Origin of the sequence: Sphingobacterium athyrii, from assembly GCF_003071065.1 — a bacterium.
Lineage (GTDB): Bacteria > Bacteroidota > Bacteroidia > Sphingobacteriales > Sphingobacteriaceae > Sphingobacterium > Sphingobacterium athyrii.
This window is the reverse complement of record NZ_QCXX01000005.1, coordinates 410279-433646: the sequence shown is the minus strand read 5'-3', so window position 1 is coordinate 433646 and position 23368 is coordinate 410279. Positions and strand designations below refer to the sequence as shown.

Genomic DNA, 23368 nt, shown 5'->3' with positions numbered 1-23368 from the left:
TCTATTAATATAATTGATTTTATGGATAGAACCGGCCTTACATATATTTTTTGTAAAAGGCAGATCATAAAGGTGTTTATTTATCAAAGCTTTAAACACCTTTTGCTTTTTATTGATTAGTTTTGTGTTTCAACGATAAATTAAAGCATTTCGGTGGCATTATTATTCAACGATGGACGTCCGGTAGTTAGATTGAGAGCATTTCGTGCTATCGACGATCCTAAGACCTGTGAACGTTTTATAGAAGGGCACGCCCATGTCTTGACAGCGATAGGTGTCAAGAAAGTTACTTCGTCCAAGAACGAATGGATGTACAATCCGGCGTCATTCGTCCTTATTGTAGAATCTCTTGATGGTGAGAAGGTATATGGAGGTGTTCGCATACATGCCGCCGGCGGAAGTGAGCCATTGCCGATAGAACAGGCTACAGGTGCCATGGATGCGCGGATTTACGATTTAGTATACGACTACGCCTTACATGGCACCGGCGAAGGCTGCGGGCTATGGAACTCGCGGGAGATCGCGGGCTATGGAATCGGGAGTATTTTCCTCACCAGGGCCGGAGCAGCCATCAGTACACAGATCGGAATCAAATCGTTATTTGCACTGTGCGCCCCATATACGGTAAAACTGGCGGAAAGTGTGGGTTACCGCATAGATACCAGCGTTGGTAACAATGGTACTTTTTACTATCCCAAATTAGACTTAGTGGCGACAGTCATGATCATGAGAAATCTGGATACGTTGACTGAAGCCGATCAGGAAAATAAGGAAGCTATTTTCTCCCTCCGAAACAATTCCAATATTGTCCGGATAGAAACCCTGCGAAATAAAGAAATTGAAATTCACTATCAAATAGACATCCCCAACCTAGACCGTTGGGATCTTGAAGAGGTCATAAAAAATTTGCAGCACACATCGGCAGATCTCAAAACAGATCAACGTAATCTAAATATTTTGTAATGGACACTAAACACTATGGCGCCGGTTATTTACAGGATACCGGAGACTTTCTCAAGCAATTAAAAATACAATCCTATTCTCCTTTCACAACGATCAAAGAGGGGCTCCTTGCCGATTTGGGTTGCGGTACCGGAATGGATGCTATTAACCTGGCCAATATGCTGGGAAGCGAAGTACAGGTGATCGGCGTAGACCATGATGCGAAATTGATTGATCATGCGAAAGCAGGTAGCGACGGAATCAGCAATGTTAATTTCGTTCAGGGTGAGGTATATCAGCTCGATTTCGAAGATGAGGAGGTTTCCGGAGTACGGATGGAACGTCTTGTCCAGCATTTGACTGATCCACAAAAGATGTTTCGTGAGGTATATCGCATATTGGGCAAGGGCCAACCTGTGGTTATCGTTGAGACCATCTGGAATAGCCTGACTTTCTACACCCAGCATGTAAGCATAGAAGCCAAGATCTGCCATTATTTGACCGAAGAGAAAGTCAACAACGGCTGGGCGGGCAATAAGCTGACAACAGACCTCCTTGCAAATGGATTTCAAGATGTTCAACTGCAAACTTTCTGCATGGTGACACGCTCTAAAGAAGAAGCCAACCGCTATCTGTTTTTAGACAGCATCCTCTTGGAGATGTTCGAAAAAGGCAAATTGAGCCAAGCAGAATTTGAGGAATTCCAACAAACACTGAAACAATTGGATGAAACTGGCTGTTTTTTAGTGTCAATGAATCTGGTCATCGCCCTGGCAAAAAAATAGCCTCCTAAAAATGAAGTGCTGGTTTTCCCTAATCTGTCTGTATATTCTCGCATGCCTCCCGTCACGAGCACAGCTCACTGTTGACCATCCCGGACAAAGGCTACTGATCGGTCATCAGCTGGAGCGTTATACCGGGCCTGGGAACCCCGCATTTTCAACCATTTTATCTTCATCGGACTTTCAACCCCTAAATAGTGCAGTTCCAAACTTAGGCACCTCATCTGACGCCGTCTGGTTTCGCCTCCCTATAAAAAATAGCAGCGAACAAGATTTATATTTTCTATTAGAAATTGCCTATCCGTTATTGGATGAAGTTGAATTATATAGCCCGTCCGGGAATGGCTCTTACCAATCGATCAAACTTGGGGAACATCAAAATTTTTCCATACGAAAATATAAAGTTCCGAACTATGTATTTGACATTCATCTGCCCAGACGGGCTGAAAAGAACTTTTTCATTCGTATTAAAAGTACCGAGCAGATTATATTACCCATCTACCTGAGTAGCGAGCGACAATTTGTGACGCAGATGAATAACGATAGCCTCATTAGTGGTATCTATATCGGAATAGTACTCATTATGGTGATATATAATCTCTTTCTATTTTTCTCCGTAAGGGATAGGGGGTACCTTTATTACGTGTTATATGTCCTCTGTGCCGGTGTCACCCAAATGGGCATCAAAGGTTATAGTTTTCAGTATCTATGGCCTTCCTGGCCTTACTTTGCAACCAAAGGCCCCATGATATTTGGTTGTCTATCGGGGCTTAGTGCGCTTTTATTTGCAGATTCATTTCTCCAATTAAAGAAAAATGCACCGCGATCAAGACGGATAATCATCATTTTTATTATTTTGTTTGCCATTGGTACCATCCTGGCGCTAGCCAGTTTAACGCAATCCGCATTTTTTGTGATGCAGGTGACCACTGGAGCTGGCTCTTTATTTGTTCTCTACTTATCCTATCGCATTATGATAAGCGGCTATAGACCAGCAAAATACTTTGTTTATGGATGGACTGTTTTACTCCTAGGATCCGTTGTGTTTTTATTAAAAGACTACGGAATATTAGACTATAATAACTTTACAAGCAACGCTGTGCAGATTGCCTCCGTAATCGAAATGGCATTGCTATCCTTTGGTCTGGCCTACAGCATCAATATACTTAAGCAGGAAAAGGAAGAATCTAGGCTACGAGAATTAGCGATCTCTTTAGAAAACGAGCGGCTCATCCGTGAACAGAATATGGTGTTGGAGCAAAAGGTCAGTGAACGAACACATGAACTAAAAGAATCCAATGCGTCATTACAAATGACACTGACACATCTAAAAGAAGCCCAGTCACAATTGGTTGAAGCCGAAAAAATGGCCTCGTTGGGACAGTTGACCGCAGGAGTGGCACACGAAATCAACAATCCAATCAACTTCGTCACCTCGAATGTAGCCCCCCTGAAAAGAGATATCAGGATGATCTGGGACACGTTGGACGAAGTCGAACGTATTGCTTTTGCACCGGAGCTTTCTGATGACGAGAAACAATTACAGATCAAAAAATTCAAGGATGATCTGGACATTGACTATCTGAAGACGGAAGTCGATTTCCTATTGAAAGGAATGCATGATGGAGCCCATCGTACCGCTGAAATAGTAAAAAGTTTACGTATCTTCTCACGTGTCGATGAGGACACATTAAAATTTGCCGATATCAACGAGGGCATAGCGTCCACGATGGTGATACTGAACAGCTTGATCAATAATACGATTGAGGTCGAAAAAAAATATGGCGACCTGCCGATGGTAGAATGCCATGCAGGGAAACTGAACCAGGTATTTCTGAATATTATAACGAATGCACTGTATGCCATCAACAAAAAATTCGGTGATAACGGAGGGGGGAAATTAGGGATAGAAACTGGACTTGCTGCGGATCTGTCCAGTATTTTTGTTAAAATAGCAGACAATGGCATCGGTATTCCAAAAAATATTCAGGAACGTATTTTTGAACCTTTTTTCACGACAAAGGACGTCGGCGAGGGGACAGGGTTAGGGATGTCCATCGCCTATAATACCATTGCCAAGCATCATGGTAGGATTATTGTAGAATCAGAAGTAGGAGAGGGAACAGTCTTCACGCTACAAATCCCCATACAACAAAAGAATTGACGTAAAAGTAAGCCCAATGAGTTCGATAAATTATGATTAATTTCGGTCATTTTGGGAAAATAAACCATATTATACAAATTATGCAGACGGAGCTTGAAATATTATATATTGATGATGAAGCAAATAACTTAATTGGTTTTAAAGCGAATTTTAGATACGATTATGTCATTCATACTGCATCAAACACAGCTGAAGCCGAGAAAATACTTCTCGCCAATCCGGAGATCCGTGTGATCTTTTGTGACCAGCGTATGCCCGAAGAACTGGGAATAGATTTTCTGCACCGTATCAAAAGAGATTTTCCGAAGCCTATCCGTATTTTATTGACTGCGTATGCTGACATGGATACAGTTATTGACGCGATCAATAAGGGCCATATCTTTCGCTTTGTCCGCAAGCCTTGGATGAGGGAAGAGATTATTTCAGCAGTTGAAGAAGCAAATAAATTTTATGTTGCAAATTCGCTGTTAGAGACAAAGAATCAGGAGCTGCAGAAAGCGTACGATGAGCTGGATAAGTTTGCCTATAGTGTCAGCCATGATTTACGTGATCCTTTAACAGGGGTACTCTCCGCAGTAAAACTTGGGCTAGAATTTGATAATATAGACCGCATCCATGAATTACTTACCTTGATGGATAGTTCATTAGTCAGCCTAGATGCCTATATTGATAGTCTAAGGGACTACTATCTGTTGCGGAGAGGTGAGCTCATGCTCTCTGAAATTAATTTTGACGAACTTTTTGGCAATGTAAGACAGTTCTATAAAATGTATACCCAAAACAAAGACGTAAGCTTTGATATCTATGTAAACCAAAAAGAACCATTTAAATGTGACAAGGCAATTCTGGAATTGATTTTACACAATTTACTATCCAACGCCTTCAAATATCAGCGTAAGGGCCAGGCGGAGCCATTCGTTAAACTATCTGTTGACGTATCTGACAAGCAGGCGAAGATTGTGGTGAGCGATAATGGTATCGGTATTTCTCCCGAACACATTCATGATATTTTCAAACTGTTTTTTAGGGGCAGTGATCAGGCTAAAGGCATGGGATTTGGCTTGTATAACGTACAAAACGCGCTACTAAAGCTGCAAGGGACCATTGATGTGCAATCGCCACTGGGTGCAGGCACGACATTTACAGTCAGTATACCGAGTAAATAGTTCTGCCTTTCCTAAAAGCTTTTGTTTTAGGAAAGCAGTTTTTGGCGCAACATAAACTCGAGTTGATCATTGGATGATTCGAGTTTCGCATTCGTTTCGATTATTTTTTGCCGTTCCAGATATACCTCATACGCACGCTGAATCGTTTCGTCCAGTTCTGCTTCGCTCCAAGGTTTATTGAGGTAATGGAATATCTTTCCTTTATTGACAGCATCGACCACAGCAGCCATATCAGTATACCCCGTTAAAAGTATACGCATTGGAGCTGCATCAATCTTAATGATCCTCTCCAAAAACTCGACACCGGTCATTTCGGGCATTCGTTGATCGGTGATAATGATATTAATCGAATTATTTTTAACGAGATCAATTGCCTCTGCTCCACTGATGGCGGTAAATATCTTATATTTTAAACGGAATGTCGCCTTGAAGGAAAACAAATTATTCTCCTCATCATCAACATACAATATTGAAATCTTCTTGTTTTCCATAAACTTATTGCCTCCGATACAAATTTACGGAATAAATTTACTGAATTAAGTAGCTTGAAGAACAAACTTTACTCATTACTTTAGAAAAAATTAAATAACCCTACACTTTCTAATAGAATACGGGATATTGCCCCGATGGACTACGTATCCATGTTATTTCAGCTCATTTATTTTTGATATTATATACCCCTTAAAAATTTTGGGTTCTCAACAACGTTGGTGTCTTATTCAATTAGAGAGCATTAGATTGGGATCTCGTGGTTAGAATATACAGATAAAAATGCGCCAAAAGTGCGCCAAATCAGTACAATTTTAGCCAGAATTGGGTTAAATATGAAATAGAAGTCGTATTTAAGTGTTTCAAATTAATTAATAGATTTTATAACTCTCGGTATGACAAAAATGAAAAAACCACTTTAAAGGCATAAAAAAAGCCGTTCTACTTACGTAAAAAGGCTTTTCTGAAAGTGACCCCGCTGAGGCTCGAACTCAGGACCCACAGATTAAGAGTGTACCGGCTATACCCACTAGAGCACGTTTAAAAGCGCTTTTTTCCATTTTTCGTCTTGCTGAGACAAAAGTGAGACACAATGAGTGATTATTCAGTCAAAATCAAAAGATCAGATGATTTAAAAAAAAGAGTATTTATTTCAATTTGCCTAAATGGGAAAAGAACAAAGGAATACACAGGACTAAAAATAGGCTTAGATATTAAACCTAATTATGCTACATCGGTTTATGAAAGAGATAAACAACTACAAATATTAGAGTATGAATTTAGGAAGGCTATTGACATTGGAAATTATCCGCCAATCTCTGAAATTAACCACACATTTGTTGAAGAAGAGGTATCTATAAGAAAAGCATTTCAGAGTGCCTTAAATCAAAAATTAATTTCGAATTTAAATACTCGTTATAAACAGAACTTGACAAAAGTTCACTCCGCATTTATCAGTTACCTTGGGGAAGAAAATTTAGATAATCCAATCTCCACTTTAAAGGTGCGAGAGGTTCAGAATTTCCTCAATCAATTTCAAAGTTCAAACACCTATTATATGGACAAAAGAAGAGATCTAGGAGTTTTATTGTCCAAAATCAACAACTTGTATGATTTAAATATTAATCTGATTAAGAAAACAGAAAGAAGAAAACCTAAGAGTGTTTTACATCAGACCTACGATGAAAAACAAATCCATTTAGTATTGAACTATTTAAAAAAAGCACACGAAAATCTTTACTTATGTTGCTTGCTTAGTTATGGTTGCTTTCTGAGACCACATATTGAAGTTCGTAAGCTAAAGGGACAACATTTTAAAAATGATTTTAGTGAAATCCACCTCTCAGGAGAAGAAAACAAAAGCGGGAGAGTTCGGGTCACGCCTATACCCAAATATGTCAAAGAAGCCATAATAGAAAGAGCTAGGAAACTTTTACCTAATCAAAACCTATTTACAGAAACCGCAGATTATTTTAACGAAAATTATTTTAGCAAAGCATGGTCTAGGCAGGCAAAGAAAATGAGAGAATTAGGTTTATTAAGTGAAAACCAAACCATTTATTCTTTTAGACACACCGCTGCCATAAATGTATATAAGAAAACCAAAGATCTTCATATACTCCAACAACTGTTAGGTCATTCTGATATGATTGTAACGCTTAAATACCTGCGTGGATTAGGTGTTCATAATGCGGATGAATTAAAACATGTGATGCCAGAATTATAATGAGAATTTGAGAATTCATTTTGTTAATTATACCCCCTCTAATAAAATGAGTTCTCATTTTCTGTTATCATTCCGAGGGTAAATCCAATGGCTTTTATATTTTTGGGTCATGATAGAAGAAATGCCATTCAATATAGATATTAAACTTAATCCATTTCGTTTAAAACAGTGTTACCAAAATGATTATAACACCAAAGACTGGACAGATAACCAACATTTTGCCTTTATGGCTTATCCTTTGGGATATATCGACGAAAATGGAAAAAAGTTCTGGCATGACGATTATTCTATGATCTATGACCTATCTTCAATGCTTTTAAATGAAGATTATGAAAATCTCGATCAATATCATAAAGAGATGATTTTAGCCCTCATCTTTGAAAGTCTGTGTCTCATTAATACATATCTTGATTATGAGTGGGAATTGCATTACAAGCTACTGGATAATAAAGAGAGTGATGGAATGAATCATCAAGAATTGGTTAACTGGGAGATTGCAGACGTTGAAGAACTTGTAAAACTGTTACGAATCCGAAAAAATATCAGTCGGAGTGAAATATCCATCAAACACAGGGACGAAAAAGGCAACTTAATCTCACAGGATAATATTCTTGTTGACCCAGCGAGTTCAAAAGAAATATTGGATAAATTAATTGATGATAGATATTCAAAATTTGATGATAGAATAAAGGGACGTTATAATACCAATTTCATCACTTCCAATTCTATATTAAGTGTGGCAATTAATGAGGGACTAGAATTCGAATTCACATTGGAATATTTTATAAGATTGCATAAACAGATGTGCGTATTTAAAATAAGCAAAAATAAATCCGCTAGGAGAATCTTTAGCAGTCTTGTTGCCAAATCTCTCATGAAATTCTTGGATATTTTAATCGATGAAGCCGGACCCAAGGTCGCCCCAATGATGAAACAAAAGCATCTATATATCTTTTCTGCTATGCGCTTTTTTGGTATGATTCCAATTGATTCACCCAAGCTCATACCTCCATCCGGCAATTATTCGGAAAAGGAGGATTTTATAAAAGATTTGCTGAAAATGTAAATTCCTTCAAGATTTTTTTAACCTTATTTTCAATGGGGGGTGATCTTTAAAAAACGAAAAGATTGCCCCCTATTTCGTTGTTTGCACCTTTGTATTGTCCGAAAGGGATAACACAAAAACAATAAGGCGCCAAGTGTTGATGTGGAGACGAACTGGGTTGACAAAAATATTATTTTTACACGATTAGATGATGAAAGATTTTAAAATAAAATCTATTAACAACAAAACTTTTTTTGTTGAAAATAACCCTAAAAATGGGATTATAACGAAAGTATCTTTTACAGAGCATCTTTCTAAATTATCAAAATTTGAGAAACGTAAACTGGAAAAATTATTCTCAGATTTACAGAATGGAGTGCCAATACAACTATCTCCATTTGATTACACTACAGAAGAAGATCAAATCACATTTGTCTACGTAAATCTTCGATTTGTAAATGGTGGCGGAACCAGCTATACAGTTATCTGCTTTGATGGTTTTGATAAATTTAGAGCCTTATTAGCAACACATAAAATTGAAGTTGATCTTGAAGGATTGATCGCAGAGGCCTCAGCTGATGAAGAAAATAATGACTTTGAAATCATCAAAAACAACGCAAAAGCGATTAAAAACCAAAAAGAATCCGAAACACAACTTTAATCTAAAAGGGGAGGGAAACCTCCCCCTAATTTAAATTCAGATGAAAAATCTAAAGATTTCAAAAAATCAATTTTTAGGCGATATTATTCCAGAAATTCCATCGAATACTATTATTTATAAAAACCTGACTGGAATTGGTGCAACTACATTGGAACTTAAAGCAAAACGCCACTCTATAATCATCGAACCAAATGTTCCTGTTATTATAAAAAAGTGTCGTACACACACCAAGGCTTTGGGTATTTATAAGGACGTTTCGGTGAAGATGATTGAGCAATATCTCAACGATACCTCAATTGAATACAAAAAGCTAATTGTAACACCGGAATCATACATCAAGATAATGCAAGCAACATGGTTTAACCAGACCCCTTACAATATTTTAGAAGATTTCTTTGTATTATTTGACGAATGCGATAAAGTAACGAAAGATATTGATTATAGAGAGGATATTGTAAACCCCTTAGGTTACTTTTTTGATCACAAGGGAAAGTCCTTTATTTCAGCTACAGCCGTCAGACCATCAGATCCGAGGTTTATAGAAAACGGATTTGAAGAAATATCAATAATACCAGATTATGATATTGCTAAGCCTATAAATTTATACACTACAAATAATGTGTATGAGTTGTTCAATAACCTTGCGAAAGATTCTCAGAATAAGAAATTCATATTTTTCAATAGTACTAGAGGTGTGGAGAAAATAATAAACCTCCTAAAAATCAAATCTGAGAGCGCAATTTATTGTTCTGAAAAAGCTCTTGATGGTATCAGCGAAAGCGTATCAGCCTACGCTGAAATTGAAGAAAATACTTTTAAGAAATTCAACTTCTTTACCTGTCGATTTTTCACGGCCGTTGATATAAATATCGCTTATGATGCCGACGTATATATTATTACAGACCTCAATATTGCAGAGCATTCGGTGATCGACCCTCATTCTGATGCGATACAGATAATTGGACGATTTAGAAATCGGGCATGTCAGACAAACGTATCCATCTTAACAAACTTTGATAAAAACCTGAACTGTAAATCTATCGATGACGCTGAGACGTTTCTAAATTGTGCAGAAAGAATTTATAACACCATTTTTCAGTATGAGAGGACAACAACTAATAAGGCTGTAAAGGAAGTATTAAAACTCACTTTAAAAACTCTCCCTTTCAATGAATTTCTGGACGAATTCGGGAAAAAGAGCTATTTCAAATATGATAATTTCATTTATCATAACCGGACAAAGTACTATTATACTGAAGAGGAGTCCATTGTAAATGAGTATATAAAAACAAGGATTATAAATACCGATATCAACTATTTTCAAGTCAATCATACCAGTCAGCCCTTTTACGTAAGCTCGGATGACATAGTTACTGGCAAAGTATTTAAGACATATAAGTCTAGGATAGGGGATTTTAAAAGGATAATGACCGCTTATGAAAAGAGTAAAGACGATGGTAAAAGCCAGAGAATTCATGCGGAAATCTATTCATCCTACAGGTTCTACTATTCTGAACTTATTAAGGTTGCTGAATTGGGATTAATGGAAGAATTAGATGGATGCAACACAAAAAGGGATGTTGAAAAACTAATCAAAGCGAAGCGTATAGAAGCCGAACGAAGTGATTTTGAATTCATAGAGGAAATGAGAAATACCTTCCCTATTGGATCCAAATTTGAAGGTAAAGAATTAAGGAATGTTTTTAGTACTTTGATTAAAAAACATAACCTCTCAATCAGATCCACCATCGAAGAAGCTCGAAACTTTATGGATATAAGTGAAAGAAGAAAAGAGAAGAAAATATGGAAGCATACTATCTTATCACATAAATAGCCTGTCGGAACAGTAAATTCCCGGCCCCTAAAAAGGGGCTTTTGGGGAAAATTACTGTTCTCAAATCATCGATATAAAAACAGGATTTCAAAAATTTCTAATCCATACGGAGGATGAAATTTTTGAGCCTGTTTTTTGCTTTGCAGGTGTCTTGAAAGCGGTTAATATAATAACCTGATCCCAACCGAAAAATATTGCTTTTTCAATTAGAGGGCATTTCTAGTCTAGAAAAGTCATCCACTTTATTTCGCTATATATCAAATAATTATAGTAATCTGTTTTTTACCTAATTCGTAAATACCTATATACCTACCTTTTATAAACGCCCCCTCTCTAATAGAATAAGGCACTGTTTGGCAAATAATCCGAAGTTAATGCACAGCCATTGAATCTAATATATGTGTTTTACGCACGACAGGTGTAAATTATCATCCCCCGACGTCAACCTACTTGGAAATCATTTATTAAAAACACAATCAAACCATGAAAAATCTACTAAATGTTTCAGAAATTCGGGTCGAGTTCGTTCCCGAATTTAAAATTTCAGAATGTCCATTAATTACCAATTCACAACAAGCCTACAAAATATTGATGCAGGTCTGGGACAGATCAGTTATGAGCTTTTTAGAAGAGTTTAAAGTTATCTTGCTTAACAATGTGAACAAGGTACTAGGAATTATAGACCTAGCAAGAGGAGGCAAGGATTTCGTTCCAGTGGATATGAAAGTTATCTTTTCCATTGCGCTGAAAGCATCTGCTTCTAAAATAATACTGGCACACAATCATCCATCGGAGCAATTACAACCAAGTTCTGCCGATAGAGCAATCACAAAGAAAGCAATTGATGCAGGCAAGTTCTTAGATATCGAAATCTGCGACCATCTGATAGTAACGCCTGACAAATACCTCAGTTTAAAAGATGAAGGATATTTTGACATTGATAATCAATAATTATTTATCTTTGTATTGTATTAAAATATTGAAGAAATAAAGCGTTAGCTTGAAGTTCTTGTGAAAGAGAAAACCTAGGAAATTTTCAATTGCACAACAAGAGCGGATAAGGTGACGTTCTACGCTATATATAAGCGTGGGACGTGCCTATCTGTTTTGTTTGTGCAGGGTTCTCCTAGGTACCTCTCTCAGCAATTCAGCTCTAGGTTACGTCCCACGCTTTTTTATTATTAACCGATCGATAGGGGATGAATCGATGTTAAATCAGCATCCTAAATGAATTGACCATTACAGTACGGATTCCCGTAAAACCCAACTCACAAATGAATTTACTTTTATAAGCGACATTTCATGCCCATCGCTTTATCAAGATCTACCGTTCTGGGCAAAGCGGTTTATACATATTAGATTTTATGAAAAAAATATCTTTTTTATTACTGATCGTCAGTGTATTTGTAAGCTGTTCTAAGAATAATCCAACAGACGAAGAACACCCACAAAATAAGAATTGTAAAACATTGTCTTTTGTGCAATTAATAGGTGAAGGGCCTCAAGGGACTTATTATGAGGAGACATCTACGTTCTATTATGATTCACAAAATCGAGTTTCTAAGATTGAGAAGAAATATAAAAACACGATAAAATTTGGCAGATTTACATATGAAAGCAATACCATTAAATATTCTGAGGATGATCTCGATGTAATTTACACATTGAACAATAAAGGTTTAATTATAAACACACTTAGAAAGAATCCCTACAATACCAATGAACCTCAGGTCAATTACTCCTATAATTCATCAAATCAATTAGCATTGATAACATCTGAGGATGACAATTATTTCTATGGCCCAACTAAAACTACACGAGAATTGATTTATGAGAATGGAAATTTGGTGAAAATCGTGGGAACAACCTCATTATTAAATGAGCCAAAGACCTTGAAAGGAACTTTTACAGAAACATTCACTTTCACAAAATTTAAAGCTCCACTTTATAACTCAGCATATCTAGAATTATTTGAAAATGCATCTTCTGTTGATGACAGTGAAAATCTCCTGTATTCACTGGGTTATTTTGGAATTACATCGAAAAATATGGTGGAATCTATGACTCCTCCTATTAATAATACCGATAATAAAACTCGATATTACGATTCTAAAGCCGACCAAAGTGGAAACGTTATAGAAGTTATTCCGAACAGCTCAGATATCTATAAATATAATTATCAGTGTGAATAATCCTCACACTTCTTCATCCTAATATTAAACTTTTAAGTATGCATTCAAAAGGAATGGCTCAATTGCTGGCCCCATTTTTTATAACAATCGTTTTACTAATCGCGTCTTATCTATTGTCAATCGTCATCGGCTTTGTGTTATATCTTTTAAAAGCTGAACAAGATTTCATTCATTCGATAACAAGGGTATTTCAAGTAAGTATCTTCAATTTTGATAAAGAAGGCACAATTGCATTTTGGATAATCGACGCATTAATAATAATCTTCATAGAAATGCGCATTTCTGCCGAGGATGAATGGGATTAACTTATTTACCCTACTTAATAAATTATGACAATGCCTCTCATTTCGAGAGGCATTAAACCAACAAGTATGACGGCACAAAAACCCGAAGAATTCATTTATAAAGGAAAAAGGTATCAAGGTCTCTATGCCGAACCATTGGATCAATATTTACAAACGCAGAATATTGAATTTCAACCAATAGCTTCTAATTGTTGGAGGGGTTATAGTGGATTATGGGTCATTTCAGACAATAAGTTGTTTCTAACTCATTTTTCTGGAGCGATCAGAATTTATCAAATTGAAAAAAATGAATTCAGCCCTGAATTATGCTACGAGACCAAAAGTATTAGCCTTAATCATCTGTTTCCAAATCAGCAGAACGTTTTTGCTGAATGGTTTTCAGGAGAGATAAGATTAATACAGCGTGTAAAGCTTACTAGTGAGGATTATTGCGATACAGTGTACAAGAAAGAGATCCATTTAACCTTTGAAAAAGGGATTTTGGTCAAAAAAGAGATATTAAAGAATAAATGTTCTTTTCTGCCGAGGTGGCTTCGCTTTTGGTAAGAGAAGATTTCGACCGTCCTACATCTACCTTTATAACTCGTCCTACATCTAACTAAAAATCCCACTCACTTGAAACTTGGAGGGTTTCGTGAGTGGGATTTAAAATTTTTATAATGGTCTATTTAGGATTTCTTTGCAACAATGTTAAATATTTACTTTAACCATTCTATTCATACTAATTGGACTTAAAAGATTGTTAATCTGTAATATGGAAACACTTTTTTAAATTTTAAAGCTGTTTCTCAATAATGATTATATAAATATTATACTAGTTCTAGTCTTATATGGGCAAGTAATCCTTTGAGCCATTTCGTAACCTGATCGGCACTCCTAATCGGGTGTACATGGGTCTGATTATCTTGCCAGTTACCATTCATTGCAAAATGGATTTTTTTTACATCAAAAACTTTATCTTTTTCCTTCTCCAATAAAGAAATGAAATCACCATCATCAAAATGACTGGAATACTCTTCAAATGTTTTCTCAATTGCTTGACTGGAAGTTATATGCCAATGTGGCTGTGAGTGTTTCTCCTCTGGATTATTCATATCATCCCATTCAGCACGGAATAGTTGTATTTTCATATCATCCCCTTCTTGTCCTTCATAAACAGATAATGATATGTTTGTGTGAGTATTCTCAATATTTCTATTGACTATTTTCGATTTTTCAATAATAAATTTGACCTCAACATAAACCCAAAAATTATCAAACCATCTTAACACTTTAACGGGTTCATAATCATATCTATTTAAAGCCGAAGCGTTTCCAAAAGTTCTATATACATAAATATTATGATGCCCCTTTGAAGGCAACAGTTTAAAATTTTCAATAAATAAAACCTTACATTCTTTATTTATTGCTTCGACAATTCCTAAAAAATCACTCATAAATATTTAAAAATTCGGATAGAAATAGGACCTCAAAATATCATCTATAACTGGCTTAACAATAGAATTTCCATTTTGCAACTCTTCACCAAGTTGAACTAATTTTAAATAAGCAGGTTCTTGTTTTAATAAATTTTTATTAATATTCGGAATAGGAATATTTTTGATTTGAATTTTACCAAGATCATAACCCGACATTATCGGTTTAGAATATATCGACAGTAATAAGTCAAATACACTACTACTAAAACAAGCCAAATAAAAATAATAATCGGCAGAATCAAATGTTCTTTTTGGAATGAAAGCATTACCTTCTTCAATTACACAGTTCCCTTCTTTATCAAAACCAAATGAACTTGAACTTCCGAATCTTGAAGAAAATAACCTAGGCTCTTTAATAAATTGCCAGTTCCTAGGTCTCGTCAATGCCCACCAATGAGTGATACCAGCTCTCTTTTCAAGTATCTCTTTATTTTGCAAAAGATTTGTTTTAAAAAAACTCAAATCCTCTAGCTCATTTTCATCTTTAAAAATTAAACCGCTTTTATTATATGGGAACCAAACATATTCATACACCGAAATTTTTCCGTTTCTAATCGAATTATTAGTCAAAATGGGGCGAAAATATTTTTTTTCTTGCTTTGGCAATAATTCATAGTCATCAGAAGAAATCTTGAAAACATTTTTTATTCCTAAAAGAGCTCCTTGATTGATATCAAAAACCTCTGAAATAGGAGATAATTTTTCAGCTTTATTAAAAATACCAAGCTCCTTTATAAATTCGTTCTCCCTCAGGGAGATAATCTTCCAGCTCTTATTCAAAATTGGAAAATGAGAAGGAGTATAAATGCTATAAGACTTACTATCAACAGATAGTTCATTATTTGAATTCATTTTTCTAAATTCCCTTAACGCATCCTGAACTACACCCTTTTCATTTCTCGTCCATAGCAGTTGAGGTAATAATATCGAATGTGCCTTTGTTGCAATAAATAAACTAACATCAGTTAAAGCATCCTCAAAAACATAGTTTCCAAGCTTTGCTAAAACCTTAAATGATAACTCATTGTTAAGTTTGATTCTTAATTCTTGGTAAATCTCCGAGTTAAATATAGATGTTGGTAAAACACACCCAATTATGCCACCATCATTAAGCGATAAACAAGCTTTATAAAAAAAAGCTGTCGCTTGATTTGGTCGAGCTCTCTTAATAACATCCTCCAAAATATTTAAGACGTTATCGCGACTCTCTTTCTCCTTCAATAATTCCCAAGAAACGAATGGAGGATTCATCAATATTATATCATTTTTCCCCCAATCTTCAATCAAAGAATCTTTGACCTTCTTTATTTCGACTACAATTTCATTGTTCCACTGTTTACGGTTCTCATACGTCAATAAAAAGTTCGATGTTCTAATAGCACTATCTGAGGTATCAAACCCTTTTACAGTGATCTTCCCATTGTAATTCTTATTTTTCAGTTGTTTTAGCACCTCTATTAAAAACTCTGAGGAACCACATGAAGGGTCTAAAATTTTTATTTCTTTAGTTTCTAAATCAAATGATTTAAGTGCATTTTCAACGATGCTTCTAGCAATATATTGTGGTGTATAATGGATACTCGAATATGCATCTAATTTCGTTTCTAATCTACTAGAAACACCCCCAAATAAATCTCTCTGAGGATTAAAATAAATCACTTCACGATGTGCCTCTTGAAATAAGACTCCAGAAGTGTGCCTCAATATAAGATCTAGATTGGGCTTAATATTTCTCACACCTTGATTTATAAGCCCTACGAAATAGTCAAATTTATCTGGAAAATTTGATTCAGATATTCCCCATTTTTTCGTATCAATATGAGTGTAATCTTCTTCTAAACTTATTAGTAAATGAAATAATAAATTAATCGCTTCAGAAGAATCTTGCTTTTCAAAAGTAATATTTCGAAGTTGTCTGAATATATCTAGTATAAAGGGAACAACATCATTTTGTGTTTTATATGATTTGGATGATAAATATTTATAAAATTGTTCAAGATTTAAGTTAACTCTGCTTTTAGAAATATTTTCTATCTTGCTATCATACCAATTGGTTACTTCAATAGAATCTTCACCAATAAATAAAAAGTTTTTTGTATTTGTTGACCATGATTCTTGGAAAATTTGCTCAATATTCCCTTTTTCAAAAGACGAAGTTCTCAAACAAAAATCTCCAACCCCTCCATTTAACATCAGAAACTTATCCTCCTGAATAAGAGGGTCTAATTTGATTGGCAGCAATCCAAACTTTGATTCCCAAGTCTCTATGTTTTTTAAATCATACATTCTGCAAAAGTAACATTTTGTTTTCGATAGTATATTATCAAAAAAACTGTTTAAAATAATATTTTATCAAATTGTAAACATTGGTAAAATGGCATTCCGTTTCGGAATTTCTGCCATTAAGATACGCCAAACTTCATAAATATGAAACCTTATTTCATAAAATTTCATATTTATAGCTTCGCTGTTTGTCATACTTAATGTTTTATAAATCCCTCCACTTCATAAAAACTCTTTTGTCTTTTGAATAAGCATTGCATGCACATTCAAAATCCAACCGTTTTTAGAGTTTGGCTCGCCTGCTGTTCTCTCAGGCTTCGCTCTTGTCACTATTTTTGATAAGCCCAGGTCACAATCCTCTTTTCAAAAATACCGCCAAGAAGCTTCGTCTATTTCATAGATATCGTTGAATCGTGCTTCGCACTTTTCTTCAACGACCTTCGTTCAACTCGCAGGACGGCGAGCAGAAGAATCATTTCGAGCTCCTTACAACTAAGTATTTATAATAATATTCAGAAGGGATTTTTATAAATGAAGATTCCGGTTTTAATTTACTTGTTGTTTCTAAAAGTCCAATACTTTCTTTACCATCGTTTACTGAGAATTGCTTTTCATAAAAATAAATATTTACAAGTAATAAAGCCCCAACAGAATTAATAACATTTTGTAAATTAGCCTGATAATAATATTTATTACGGTTATGCTTAACGTTATTATGACTCTTCCACCAAACGGGGTTTTCACCATCAGTTATCCAATTTTCAAATGGTTTGTATTCTAATCCATATCTATTAATCGAAATTTTTTGATTCACAATATCTGATCCTGAAGACAATATTATGGTCTTGTAATCATTAATATTATTGGGGTTGGAACTTGGTTCAATCAGCTTACAAAACTGTTTAAGCATTACATCTACTTCCGAGGAAGATGATAATAAAATATGAGCAATCTCAATAGAATATGTTTGAAGATTATTTTCAGAAAATTCGATATATCTAGATAAGTTTTCTAAATCTTTTTCTATTGCTAAAAAGTAATTCCAATGATGGTTGATTTCGTGAAATGATATCATAACTAGGTTTATTTTTTCAATTCTTACCACGATAAATATAGCGATTAATTTTTTCTGGGTCATTGAGTCATACTTGCTAATCTCTCAACACTCTGGGATCCCGAGCAAAAGAACTGGCTTAATATCTTAGAGGGTATTTAGATGACGAAACACTTTCTAATAGAATAGGGGATATTACCCGATGGATTACGCATCCATATTATTTTTGAGGACTATTGAGAACTCATTTCTATATTTTATACCCCTTAAAAATTTTGGGTTCTCACAACTTTCTTGTCTTATTCAATTAGAGAGCATTTGGTTCCCTACTCGTTAAAATTAAAAAAAATAAAAAACCTTCTTAACTTTATACAAAAAGAAAGGAGGTTTTATCATATAAATTAGCGAGAACAGTTGCGAGAACAGAAGCCTGTTTAAGGCTCAAAAAACAAGGTTAATTAACAATATTTTTTAAACTACTGTTCTAACAATAGATTTGTCTATACATTTTGAAGCTTGAAGTATACCAAAAGAAGTTCAATATTGATTTTTCACTATTTTGCGAGACAAAAGTGAGACAAAGTGAGACACTTTGCGAGACAAAAAGGTCCTAAAATGACCATTTTTTAGTATCTTTGAACAAAGAAGTAATTAATAGATTTTATAACTTCTCGGCATGGCATAAATGCAAAAAATCGCTTTAAAGGCATTATAAGGGCACAAAAAAGCCATCCTACATTTGTAAAACGGCTTTTTTGAAAGTGACCCCGCTGAGGCTCGAACTCAGGACCCACAGATTAAGAGTCTGTTGCTCTACCAACTGAGCTACGAAGTCATTCGATAAATCAAATGTAAGATTCAGCGGAGAGAAAGTCAAGTATAAAAGGAGATTTTTTATTCTTTGTCTTCCATTTTTTGTTCCATGGCTTCGATCGCCTTAAATGTACGTTCACCCATTGGTCCCGCAAAATTATATCACATGCGATAACAATTAAAACCTCGTCGGCAAAGTCCAGATTAGACATATATGCACTTATAAACTGTCAAAAAAGTCTGCTGGTCATCTCGGTGCTTCGACCGTTACTCACTTACAGCCAAGCAAAAAATAGAGCACCTTCATGTGGCCTAGTCCCTACCGATCTGAAGTAGCAATAAGCCCCATAATCATTGGTCTAACCTCCATCTTAATAGGCTTATTTATAGCTTTCTTGTTGCCCTTTTTTAAGCGAACAACAACAGTCTTATACCCGATCATTTGTGCACGTAGTTCCTGATCTTTACTAAATAGGGATTGTGGTACCCAAAACTCAAAGCTGCCATTTTCACCAGCTTTCGTATGGTAATCTCCAATTGACACGTCAGTCCCCGTCATGCTGCCCTCGCCAGAAGCACATACAATTTTTCCTGAGATCTTTACCTTAATGCTATCCTGATTTGACAATGCAGGTTCACTTTTCAGAGGTTGGCTTGGAATAGTCAGTTTTTCTACAGATTCGGTCGCTGCTACATCTTTTGTCTGTACCACAGCCACTTTTCCTGTTGTGAAGGTTTGCGCCTGTACCGCAGGTAAGCTCAATGAACCGATTAGCATCAGTCCGGCAGCAATACCATTCCACCTATTAAGCCATACCGGATTTTTTGCAAAGGAAAAACTGGCATCCAATTCACGTAACAGCTGATCTTCATAAAAACGACCGCAAAGCCCTTTACTGGATTTTTTGATCTGATCAACGATTTCCTGATCACTCATCTGCGAGAAATCAACGACTATCTTTTCGCACTTGCCACAAAAGCGTCCTTGTTCCTGTGCTGTCATTTTGCCCCAATCCGCTATGCAGGATTCTTTTACTTGTAATATGATCTTTTCCATGTCTATTCCTTTTATGTTTTGAGAAGGGATGCACAAAAGATCAAAATTTCACAAGAGCGGAATAAAATAATTTTAAATAGTTGTAAAGAGGCCGTCGGGGAATTAATCTTGCTATAGCTGGAGGGGTATTCCCTCCAGCTTGCAGTCATTTATAATTGTTACTATATTACTTGAGATCGGCTAAGATTTCTTTCACTGCCCGCTCCAGCTGCGGATCTTTATTTTCCATACGGTCCTGAACTGTATTTTTTACAAAAATATCAGGTGCAACACCTGTCTGCTCCAGATCCTGACCGTCCAGCGTATAGCAACCCCAGGAAGGTAAGCGGTAGAAAGACCCGTCGACCAGTCCCTTACCTGAGGTAAAGATGATCCAGCGGTAAGTTTCATTACCAATGATTTTACCCAGTTTCAAGGCTTTGAATCCGGCCGCGGTCATCTCTGCGTCACTCAGAGACTGTTCATTGATCAACAGCACAATCGGCTTGGCAGCGGGCGCAAAATTACTTTGTGGCGCTCGTTTTCCACCACGATACTGCCACTGTAGGTAAGGCCGCTGCGACAGAAAACGCAATACTTCATCGTGCACATTTCCACCGGTATTATAACGTAAGTCCAAAATAATTCCTTGCTTGTTATTTTCCTGCTCAGCCATATCGATAAGAAAACGCTGCAATTCTCCGCCCGACATATTCTTCATATGTGAATAAGCAATCTTATTGTCACTCAATCTGTCTACACGGCTGCGGTTATCCTTGATCCATTCATCGTAAATCAATTCCCTAAAAACTGTACTGGAAATCGGCCGCACATTGGTATGAACCTCTTTGCCATTGCGGCTTAGCGTCAGCTGCACTTCCTCTTCCATTGATGGCCATGTAAAATAACTGTCCCGATCTGCCGTTGTGTTTATTTTAACACCATTGACAGCGACCAGCACATCACCCGCTTTAATATCCACCTCTTTCTTTGCCGCCGGCCCATTGCCTACAATGCGGCTGATCTTATAAGGGTTTTCGCTATCATATTCCACTCCGATCTCGTTGGTCACGAAGCCAAAAGGTTTACGTTCTTCAGCCCCCGTGGAACTAAAGCCCAAGTGTGATGAGTTGAGCTCGCCCAACATATCGTTCAAGAGAATACGCAGATCATTACGGTCATTGATTCCGGGCAGATATTTTTCGTATTTCTTTTTGGTTGCCGTCCAGTCTACCCCATGAAAATTACTGTCATAAAAGTTCTCTTCCAGATTGGCCCAGGTCTCATAAAACATCTGGTTAAATTCTTTCTCCAGGTCTCGGTTGAATTTAAAGCTCATGGTTATCGCATCGAGCTTGTTTCCCTCCAGACTGTATTTCTGTATGGTACCTCGGTGCAGCACAAAGTACTTGTCTGCCGATTCCTGTACCCGTCCCATGCCACCTTCGATTACCTTTTCAGTTTTAGGAGCCGTGAATGGCTCATATACGGTACGGTAAGCGCTGAATTTGCCCTCATGGTCAGACGAATAGAACACATAAGTCTTGTCTGCTTTTTGGATCACCAAAGGGCTGTACTGTGTCCCGGATGCAGGACTGACCTGTTCGATACGATCCCGCAAGCCCTCAAGATCAAGCTGTACCAAGACCGTTTTCTTCGGTTCTGAACCGGGAGCTGCCGGCTTGTTTTTATCTGCATTCGAGTTACTCTTATCCTTGGCGTCGTTTTCTTTTTTAGGCGCTTTCGGCTTATTTGCGACCGAATCTTTTTTTACTGCGGGCTGGGCAAATAATTCGTCAAACTTGGCACTGCGATACGGTTGGTCAAAATTGGTCAGCGCCATACGGAAGATGCTCGAGTTTTGCATTCCCGTAGGGTATGAAGGCTTGGTTCTGTTGCTCGCAAAATAAATATACTTCCCATCCGGAGACCAATAGGGGTTGGTCTCGGAGACACCGGTATTGGTCAGGTTGGTCGTTTGCCCGCTCTTGAGGTTATGGACAAAGATGTCCTGTTCAAAATTGCGCATTGCCGTAAATAACAGATAATTACCGTCGGGCGAAAATGAGGGCGAAGAATTCTGGAAGCCCCAGATTTCGTCTTTAATCACGGTCTGGCTTTTTAGACTCCCTAGATCCAATGTTCGTACCTCATCGCGGCCGCTTAGGTATACCGCTTTCGTTCGGTCGGCGTTAAAGCTAATATCGCGGTTATTTCGAAGGTCTTCGGTCAGATGATTCACCTCGCCTTTTCCATCTGCGGTACGGGAAAACCAGTTCTGATATCCCTGGTAGGTTTGACTATAAAGTAGGGTTTTACTGTCCTTGAGCCATTTGACTTCCATGACACGCTCCCCTTTGCCCGGCATTTGACGCACAAATTTACCTTCACTATCGGAAACAAACAGCTCGCCTCTGGATACAAAGGCTATCTTTTTTCCGTCGGGCGAAACGTCAAAATCACTGATATTGCCCGAGATATTGAATTCCTTCAGCTTGCCAAGTACCTGATTGCGGTTTAATGCGATATTGGGCTGTACCGTTTTTTTTCCGGCGACATCATAAATATAAAGCTGATACCCCTTTTCAAATGCGATTTTATCGCCATTTGCTGATACAAAAGGACGTTTAATGGATTCTGTAAAGCTTGTTAGCGCTGTTTTGGCCTTGCCGCTGAGCTGATACAGGTTGTATTCGCCGTTGTTTTCATCCGAAACACAGTATATGTTTCCTTTTTGATCTGTTGTTGGCCAAAGATCTTTTCCAACATAGTCTGTATATTGCTGAAAGGCTTTTGTTTTGGGATTATAGGAACGGATATCTGGGTTAAATGCTCCCTTATAGCGTTTGCGGTTTGCCGAACTGTATCCTTCCCAGCTATCGTTAAACAGGAGCTCCCCCGAAGGTGTAGGAACGACACCACTGATATAGTTGAAAAAATGCGGAAATAGGCGTGTTGCCGTTCCACCGTCCAGAGACACCTGATAAGCCCCCATACGATTATAACGAGAGGAAGTGAAATAGAGTGATTTACTGTCCCAGCTCCAGCTGTCCACCTCATCCGAGGCATCATGTGCTGTCAACTGACGGATATCTCCGCCAGCCAAAGGCATGACATAAATATCCATATTCCCATTTTGATTGGCCGAGAATGCCAACCATTTACCGTCCGGAGAGATTCGGGGGTTGATTTCGTTACCCTCCATACCCGTAAGCCGGACAGCAACACCTCCTTGGCTCGCTACTTTCCAAAGATCTCCTTCATAGCTGAATACCATCTCCTTCCCATCGGGTGTCAATGTTGGATGAGACAAAAATGTCGGTTGCTGCGCAACGACATAAGCAGTTCCGCCGTAGGCCAGAACTGCACTCAAAAGCAGTTTTTTTATCATTTATCTA

General features: G+C 37.0%; 18 protein-coding genes and 1 tRNA gene. 12 read left to right on the top strand and 7 right to left on the bottom strand.

Annotated elements, in window-relative coordinates; genetic code table 11:
* The first annotated feature begins 153 nt into the window (after nt 1-153).
* The 4 genes from DCO56_RS19780 to DCO56_RS19765 all read left to right on the top strand — a co-directional run bounded on the left by DCO56_RS19780 (nt 154) and on the right by DCO56_RS19765 (nt 5054).
* Nucleotides 154-963: a hypothetical protein gene (locus DCO56_RS19780; protein ID WP_108635468.1), complete on the top strand. Its 810-nt coding sequence runs from the start codon at nt 154-156 to the stop codon at nt 961-963.
* A complete protein-coding gene (locus tag DCO56_RS19775; protein ID WP_108635467.1) occupies nt 963-1727 on the top strand; it encodes a methyltransferase domain-containing protein in 765 nt (254 codons plus the stop codon). The genes DCO56_RS19780 and DCO56_RS19775 overlap by 1 nt, the downstream gene beginning before the upstream one ends.
* Nucleotides 1728-1737: 10 nt before the next feature.
* The gene (locus DCO56_RS19770; RefSeq protein ID WP_108635466.1) at nt 1738-3888 is read left to right on the top strand and encodes a sensor histidine kinase; all 2151 of its coding nucleotides are present in this window, start codon (nt 1738-1740) and stop codon (nt 3886-3888) included.
* Between the two features lie 80 nt (nt 3889-3968).
* Nucleotides 3969-5054 carry a sensor histidine kinase gene (locus DCO56_RS19765; protein ID WP_108635507.1) on the top strand — a complete coding sequence of 362 codons (1086 nt, stop codon included), beginning with the start codon at nt 3969-3971 and terminating at the stop codon, nt 5052-5054.
* 26 nt (nt 5055-5080) lie between these two features.
* On the opposite strand, the gene DCO56_RS19760 is transcribed toward DCO56_RS19765, so the two are convergent.
* The gene (locus tag DCO56_RS19760) at nt 5081-5545 is read right to left on the bottom strand and encodes a response regulator (protein ID WP_108635465.1); all 465 of its coding nucleotides are present in this window, start codon (nt 5543-5545) and stop codon (nt 5081-5083) included.
* A 590-nt stretch (nt 5546-6135) separates the two neighbouring features.
* On the opposite strand from DCO56_RS19760, the gene DCO56_RS19755 reads away from it, so the two are divergent.
* The 8 genes from DCO56_RS19755 (at nt 6136) to DCO56_RS19720 (ending at nt 13852) form a co-directional block, all read left to right on the top strand.
* Nucleotides 6136-7269, top strand: a complete 1134-nt coding sequence (locus DCO56_RS19755) for a tyrosine-type recombinase/integrase (RefSeq protein WP_108635464.1) — start codon at nt 6136-6138, stop codon at nt 7267-7269.
* A gap of 109 nt (nt 7270-7378) precedes the next feature.
* Entirely contained in the window at nt 7379-8335 is a 957-nt protein-coding gene (locus tag DCO56_RS19750; RefSeq protein ID WP_108635463.1) for a hypothetical protein, read from the top strand.
* Nucleotides 8336-8522: 187 nt separating this feature from the next.
* The gene (locus DCO56_RS19745) at nt 8523-8975 is read left to right on the top strand and encodes a hypothetical protein (RefSeq protein WP_146191091.1); all 453 of its coding nucleotides are present in this window, start codon (nt 8523-8525) and stop codon (nt 8973-8975) included.
* A 40-nt stretch (nt 8976-9015) separates the two neighbouring features.
* Nucleotides 9016-10809 (top strand): hypothetical protein, encoded by a 1794-nt coding sequence (locus DCO56_RS19740; protein ID WP_108635461.1) that lies wholly within the window; start codon nt 9016-9018, stop codon nt 10807-10809.
* Nucleotides 10810-11292: 483 nt separating this feature from the next.
* Entirely contained in the window at nt 11293-11760 is a 468-nt protein-coding gene (locus DCO56_RS19735) for a JAB domain-containing protein (RefSeq protein WP_108635460.1), read from the top strand.
* Between the two features lie 413 nt (nt 11761-12173).
* The gene (locus DCO56_RS19730) at nt 12174-13001 is read left to right on the top strand and encodes a hypothetical protein (protein WP_108635459.1); all 828 of its coding nucleotides are present in this window, start codon (nt 12174-12176) and stop codon (nt 12999-13001) included.
* Nucleotides 13002-13039: 38 nt separating this feature from the next.
* Nucleotides 13040-13306, top strand: coding sequence for a hypothetical protein (locus DCO56_RS19725; protein ID WP_108635458.1), 267 nt, complete (start codon nt 13040-13042; stop codon nt 13304-13306).
* A gap of 66 nt (nt 13307-13372) precedes the next feature.
* On the top strand, nt 13373-13852 hold the full coding sequence (locus DCO56_RS19720) for a hypothetical protein (RefSeq protein WP_146191090.1): 480 nt from the start codon (nt 13373-13375) through the stop codon (nt 13850-13852).
* A 263-nt stretch (nt 13853-14115) separates the two neighbouring features.
* Here the strand turns inward: DCO56_RS19720 and DCO56_RS19715 are convergent, their stop codons facing one another.
* The 6 genes from DCO56_RS19715 to DCO56_RS19685 form a co-directional block, all read right to left on the bottom strand.
* Entirely contained in the window at nt 14116-14742 is a 627-nt protein-coding gene (locus tag DCO56_RS19715) for a hypothetical protein (RefSeq protein ID WP_108635456.1), read from the bottom strand.
* 6 nt (nt 14743-14748) lie between these two features.
* Complete coding sequence (locus tag DCO56_RS19710) at nt 14749-17070, bottom strand: N-6 DNA methylase (RefSeq protein ID WP_108635455.1); 2322 nt, start codon at nt 17068-17070, stop codon at nt 14749-14751.
* 469 nt (nt 17071-17539) lie between these two features.
* Nucleotides 17540-18205: a hypothetical protein gene (locus DCO56_RS19705; RefSeq protein ID WP_108635454.1), complete on the bottom strand. Its 666-nt coding sequence runs from the start codon at nt 18203-18205 to the stop codon at nt 17540-17542.
* A 678-nt stretch (nt 18206-18883) separates the two neighbouring features.
* Nucleotides 18884-18956, bottom strand: a tRNA-Lys gene (locus DCO56_RS19700).
* A gap of 297 nt (nt 18957-19253) precedes the next feature.
* Entirely contained in the window at nt 19254-19991 is a 738-nt protein-coding gene (locus DCO56_RS19690; RefSeq protein ID WP_108635452.1) for a peptidase associated/transthyretin-like domain-containing protein, read from the bottom strand.
* 166 nt (nt 19992-20157) lie between these two features.
* Complete coding sequence (locus tag DCO56_RS19685; RefSeq protein ID WP_108635451.1) at nt 20158-23361, bottom strand: S41 family peptidase; 3204 nt, start codon at nt 23359-23361, stop codon at nt 20158-20160.
* Between the last annotated feature and the right edge of the window lie 7 nt (nt 23362-23368).

Coding starts and splice junctions, on each gene's coding strand:
- DCO56_RS19750 (WP_108635463.1), top strand. CDS start 7,379: ATGATAGAAGAAATGCCATTCAATATAGATATTAAACTTAATCCATTT.
- DCO56_RS19720 (WP_146191090.1), top strand. CDS start 13,373: ATGACGGCACAAAAACCCGAAGAATTCATTTATAAAGGAAAAAGGTAT.
- DCO56_RS19735 (WP_108635460.1), top strand. CDS start 11,293: ATGAAAAATCTACTAAATGTTTCAGAAATTCGGGTCGAGTTCGTTCCC.
- DCO56_RS19775 (WP_108635467.1), top strand. CDS start 963: ATGGACACTAAACACTATGGCGCCGGTTATTTACAGGATACCGGAGAC.
- DCO56_RS19765 (WP_108635507.1), top strand. CDS start 3,969: ATGCAGACGGAGCTTGAAATATTATATATTGATGATGAAGCAAATAAC.
- DCO56_RS19760 (WP_108635465.1), bottom strand. CDS start 5,545: ATGGAAAACAAGAAGATTTCAATATTGTATGTTGATGATGAGGAGAAT.
- DCO56_RS19715 (WP_108635456.1), bottom strand. CDS start 14,742: ATGAGTGATTTTTTAGGAATTGTCGAAGCAATAAATAAAGAATGTAAG.
- DCO56_RS19690 (WP_108635452.1), bottom strand. CDS start 19,991: ATGGAAAAGATCATATTACAAGTAAAAGAATCCTGCATAGCGGATTGG.
- DCO56_RS19770 (WP_108635466.1), top strand. CDS start 1,738: ATGAAGTGCTGGTTTTCCCTAATCTGTCTGTATATTCTCGCATGCCTC.
- DCO56_RS19725 (WP_108635458.1), top strand. CDS start 13,040: ATGCATTCAAAAGGAATGGCTCAATTGCTGGCCCCATTTTTTATAACA.
- DCO56_RS19740 (WP_108635461.1), top strand. CDS start 9,016: ATGAAAAATCTAAAGATTTCAAAAAATCAATTTTTAGGCGATATTATT.
- DCO56_RS19705 (WP_108635454.1), bottom strand. CDS start 18,205: ATGACCCAGAAAAAATTAATCGCTATATTTATCGTGGTAAGAATTGAA.
- DCO56_RS19730 (WP_108635459.1), top strand. CDS start 12,174: ATGAAAAAAATATCTTTTTTATTACTGATCGTCAGTGTATTTGTAAGC.
- DCO56_RS19745 (WP_146191091.1), top strand. CDS start 8,523: ATGATGAAAGATTTTAAAATAAAATCTATTAACAACAAAACTTTTTTT.
- DCO56_RS19710 (WP_108635455.1), bottom strand. CDS start 17,070: ATGTATGATTTAAAAAACATAGAGACTTGGGAATCAAAGTTTGGATTG.
- DCO56_RS19685 (WP_108635451.1), bottom strand. CDS start 23,361: ATGATAAAAAAACTGCTTTTGAGTGCAGTTCTGGCCTACGGCGGAACT.
- DCO56_RS19755 (WP_108635464.1), top strand. CDS start 6,136: ATGAGTGATTATTCAGTCAAAATCAAAAGATCAGATGATTTAAAAAAA.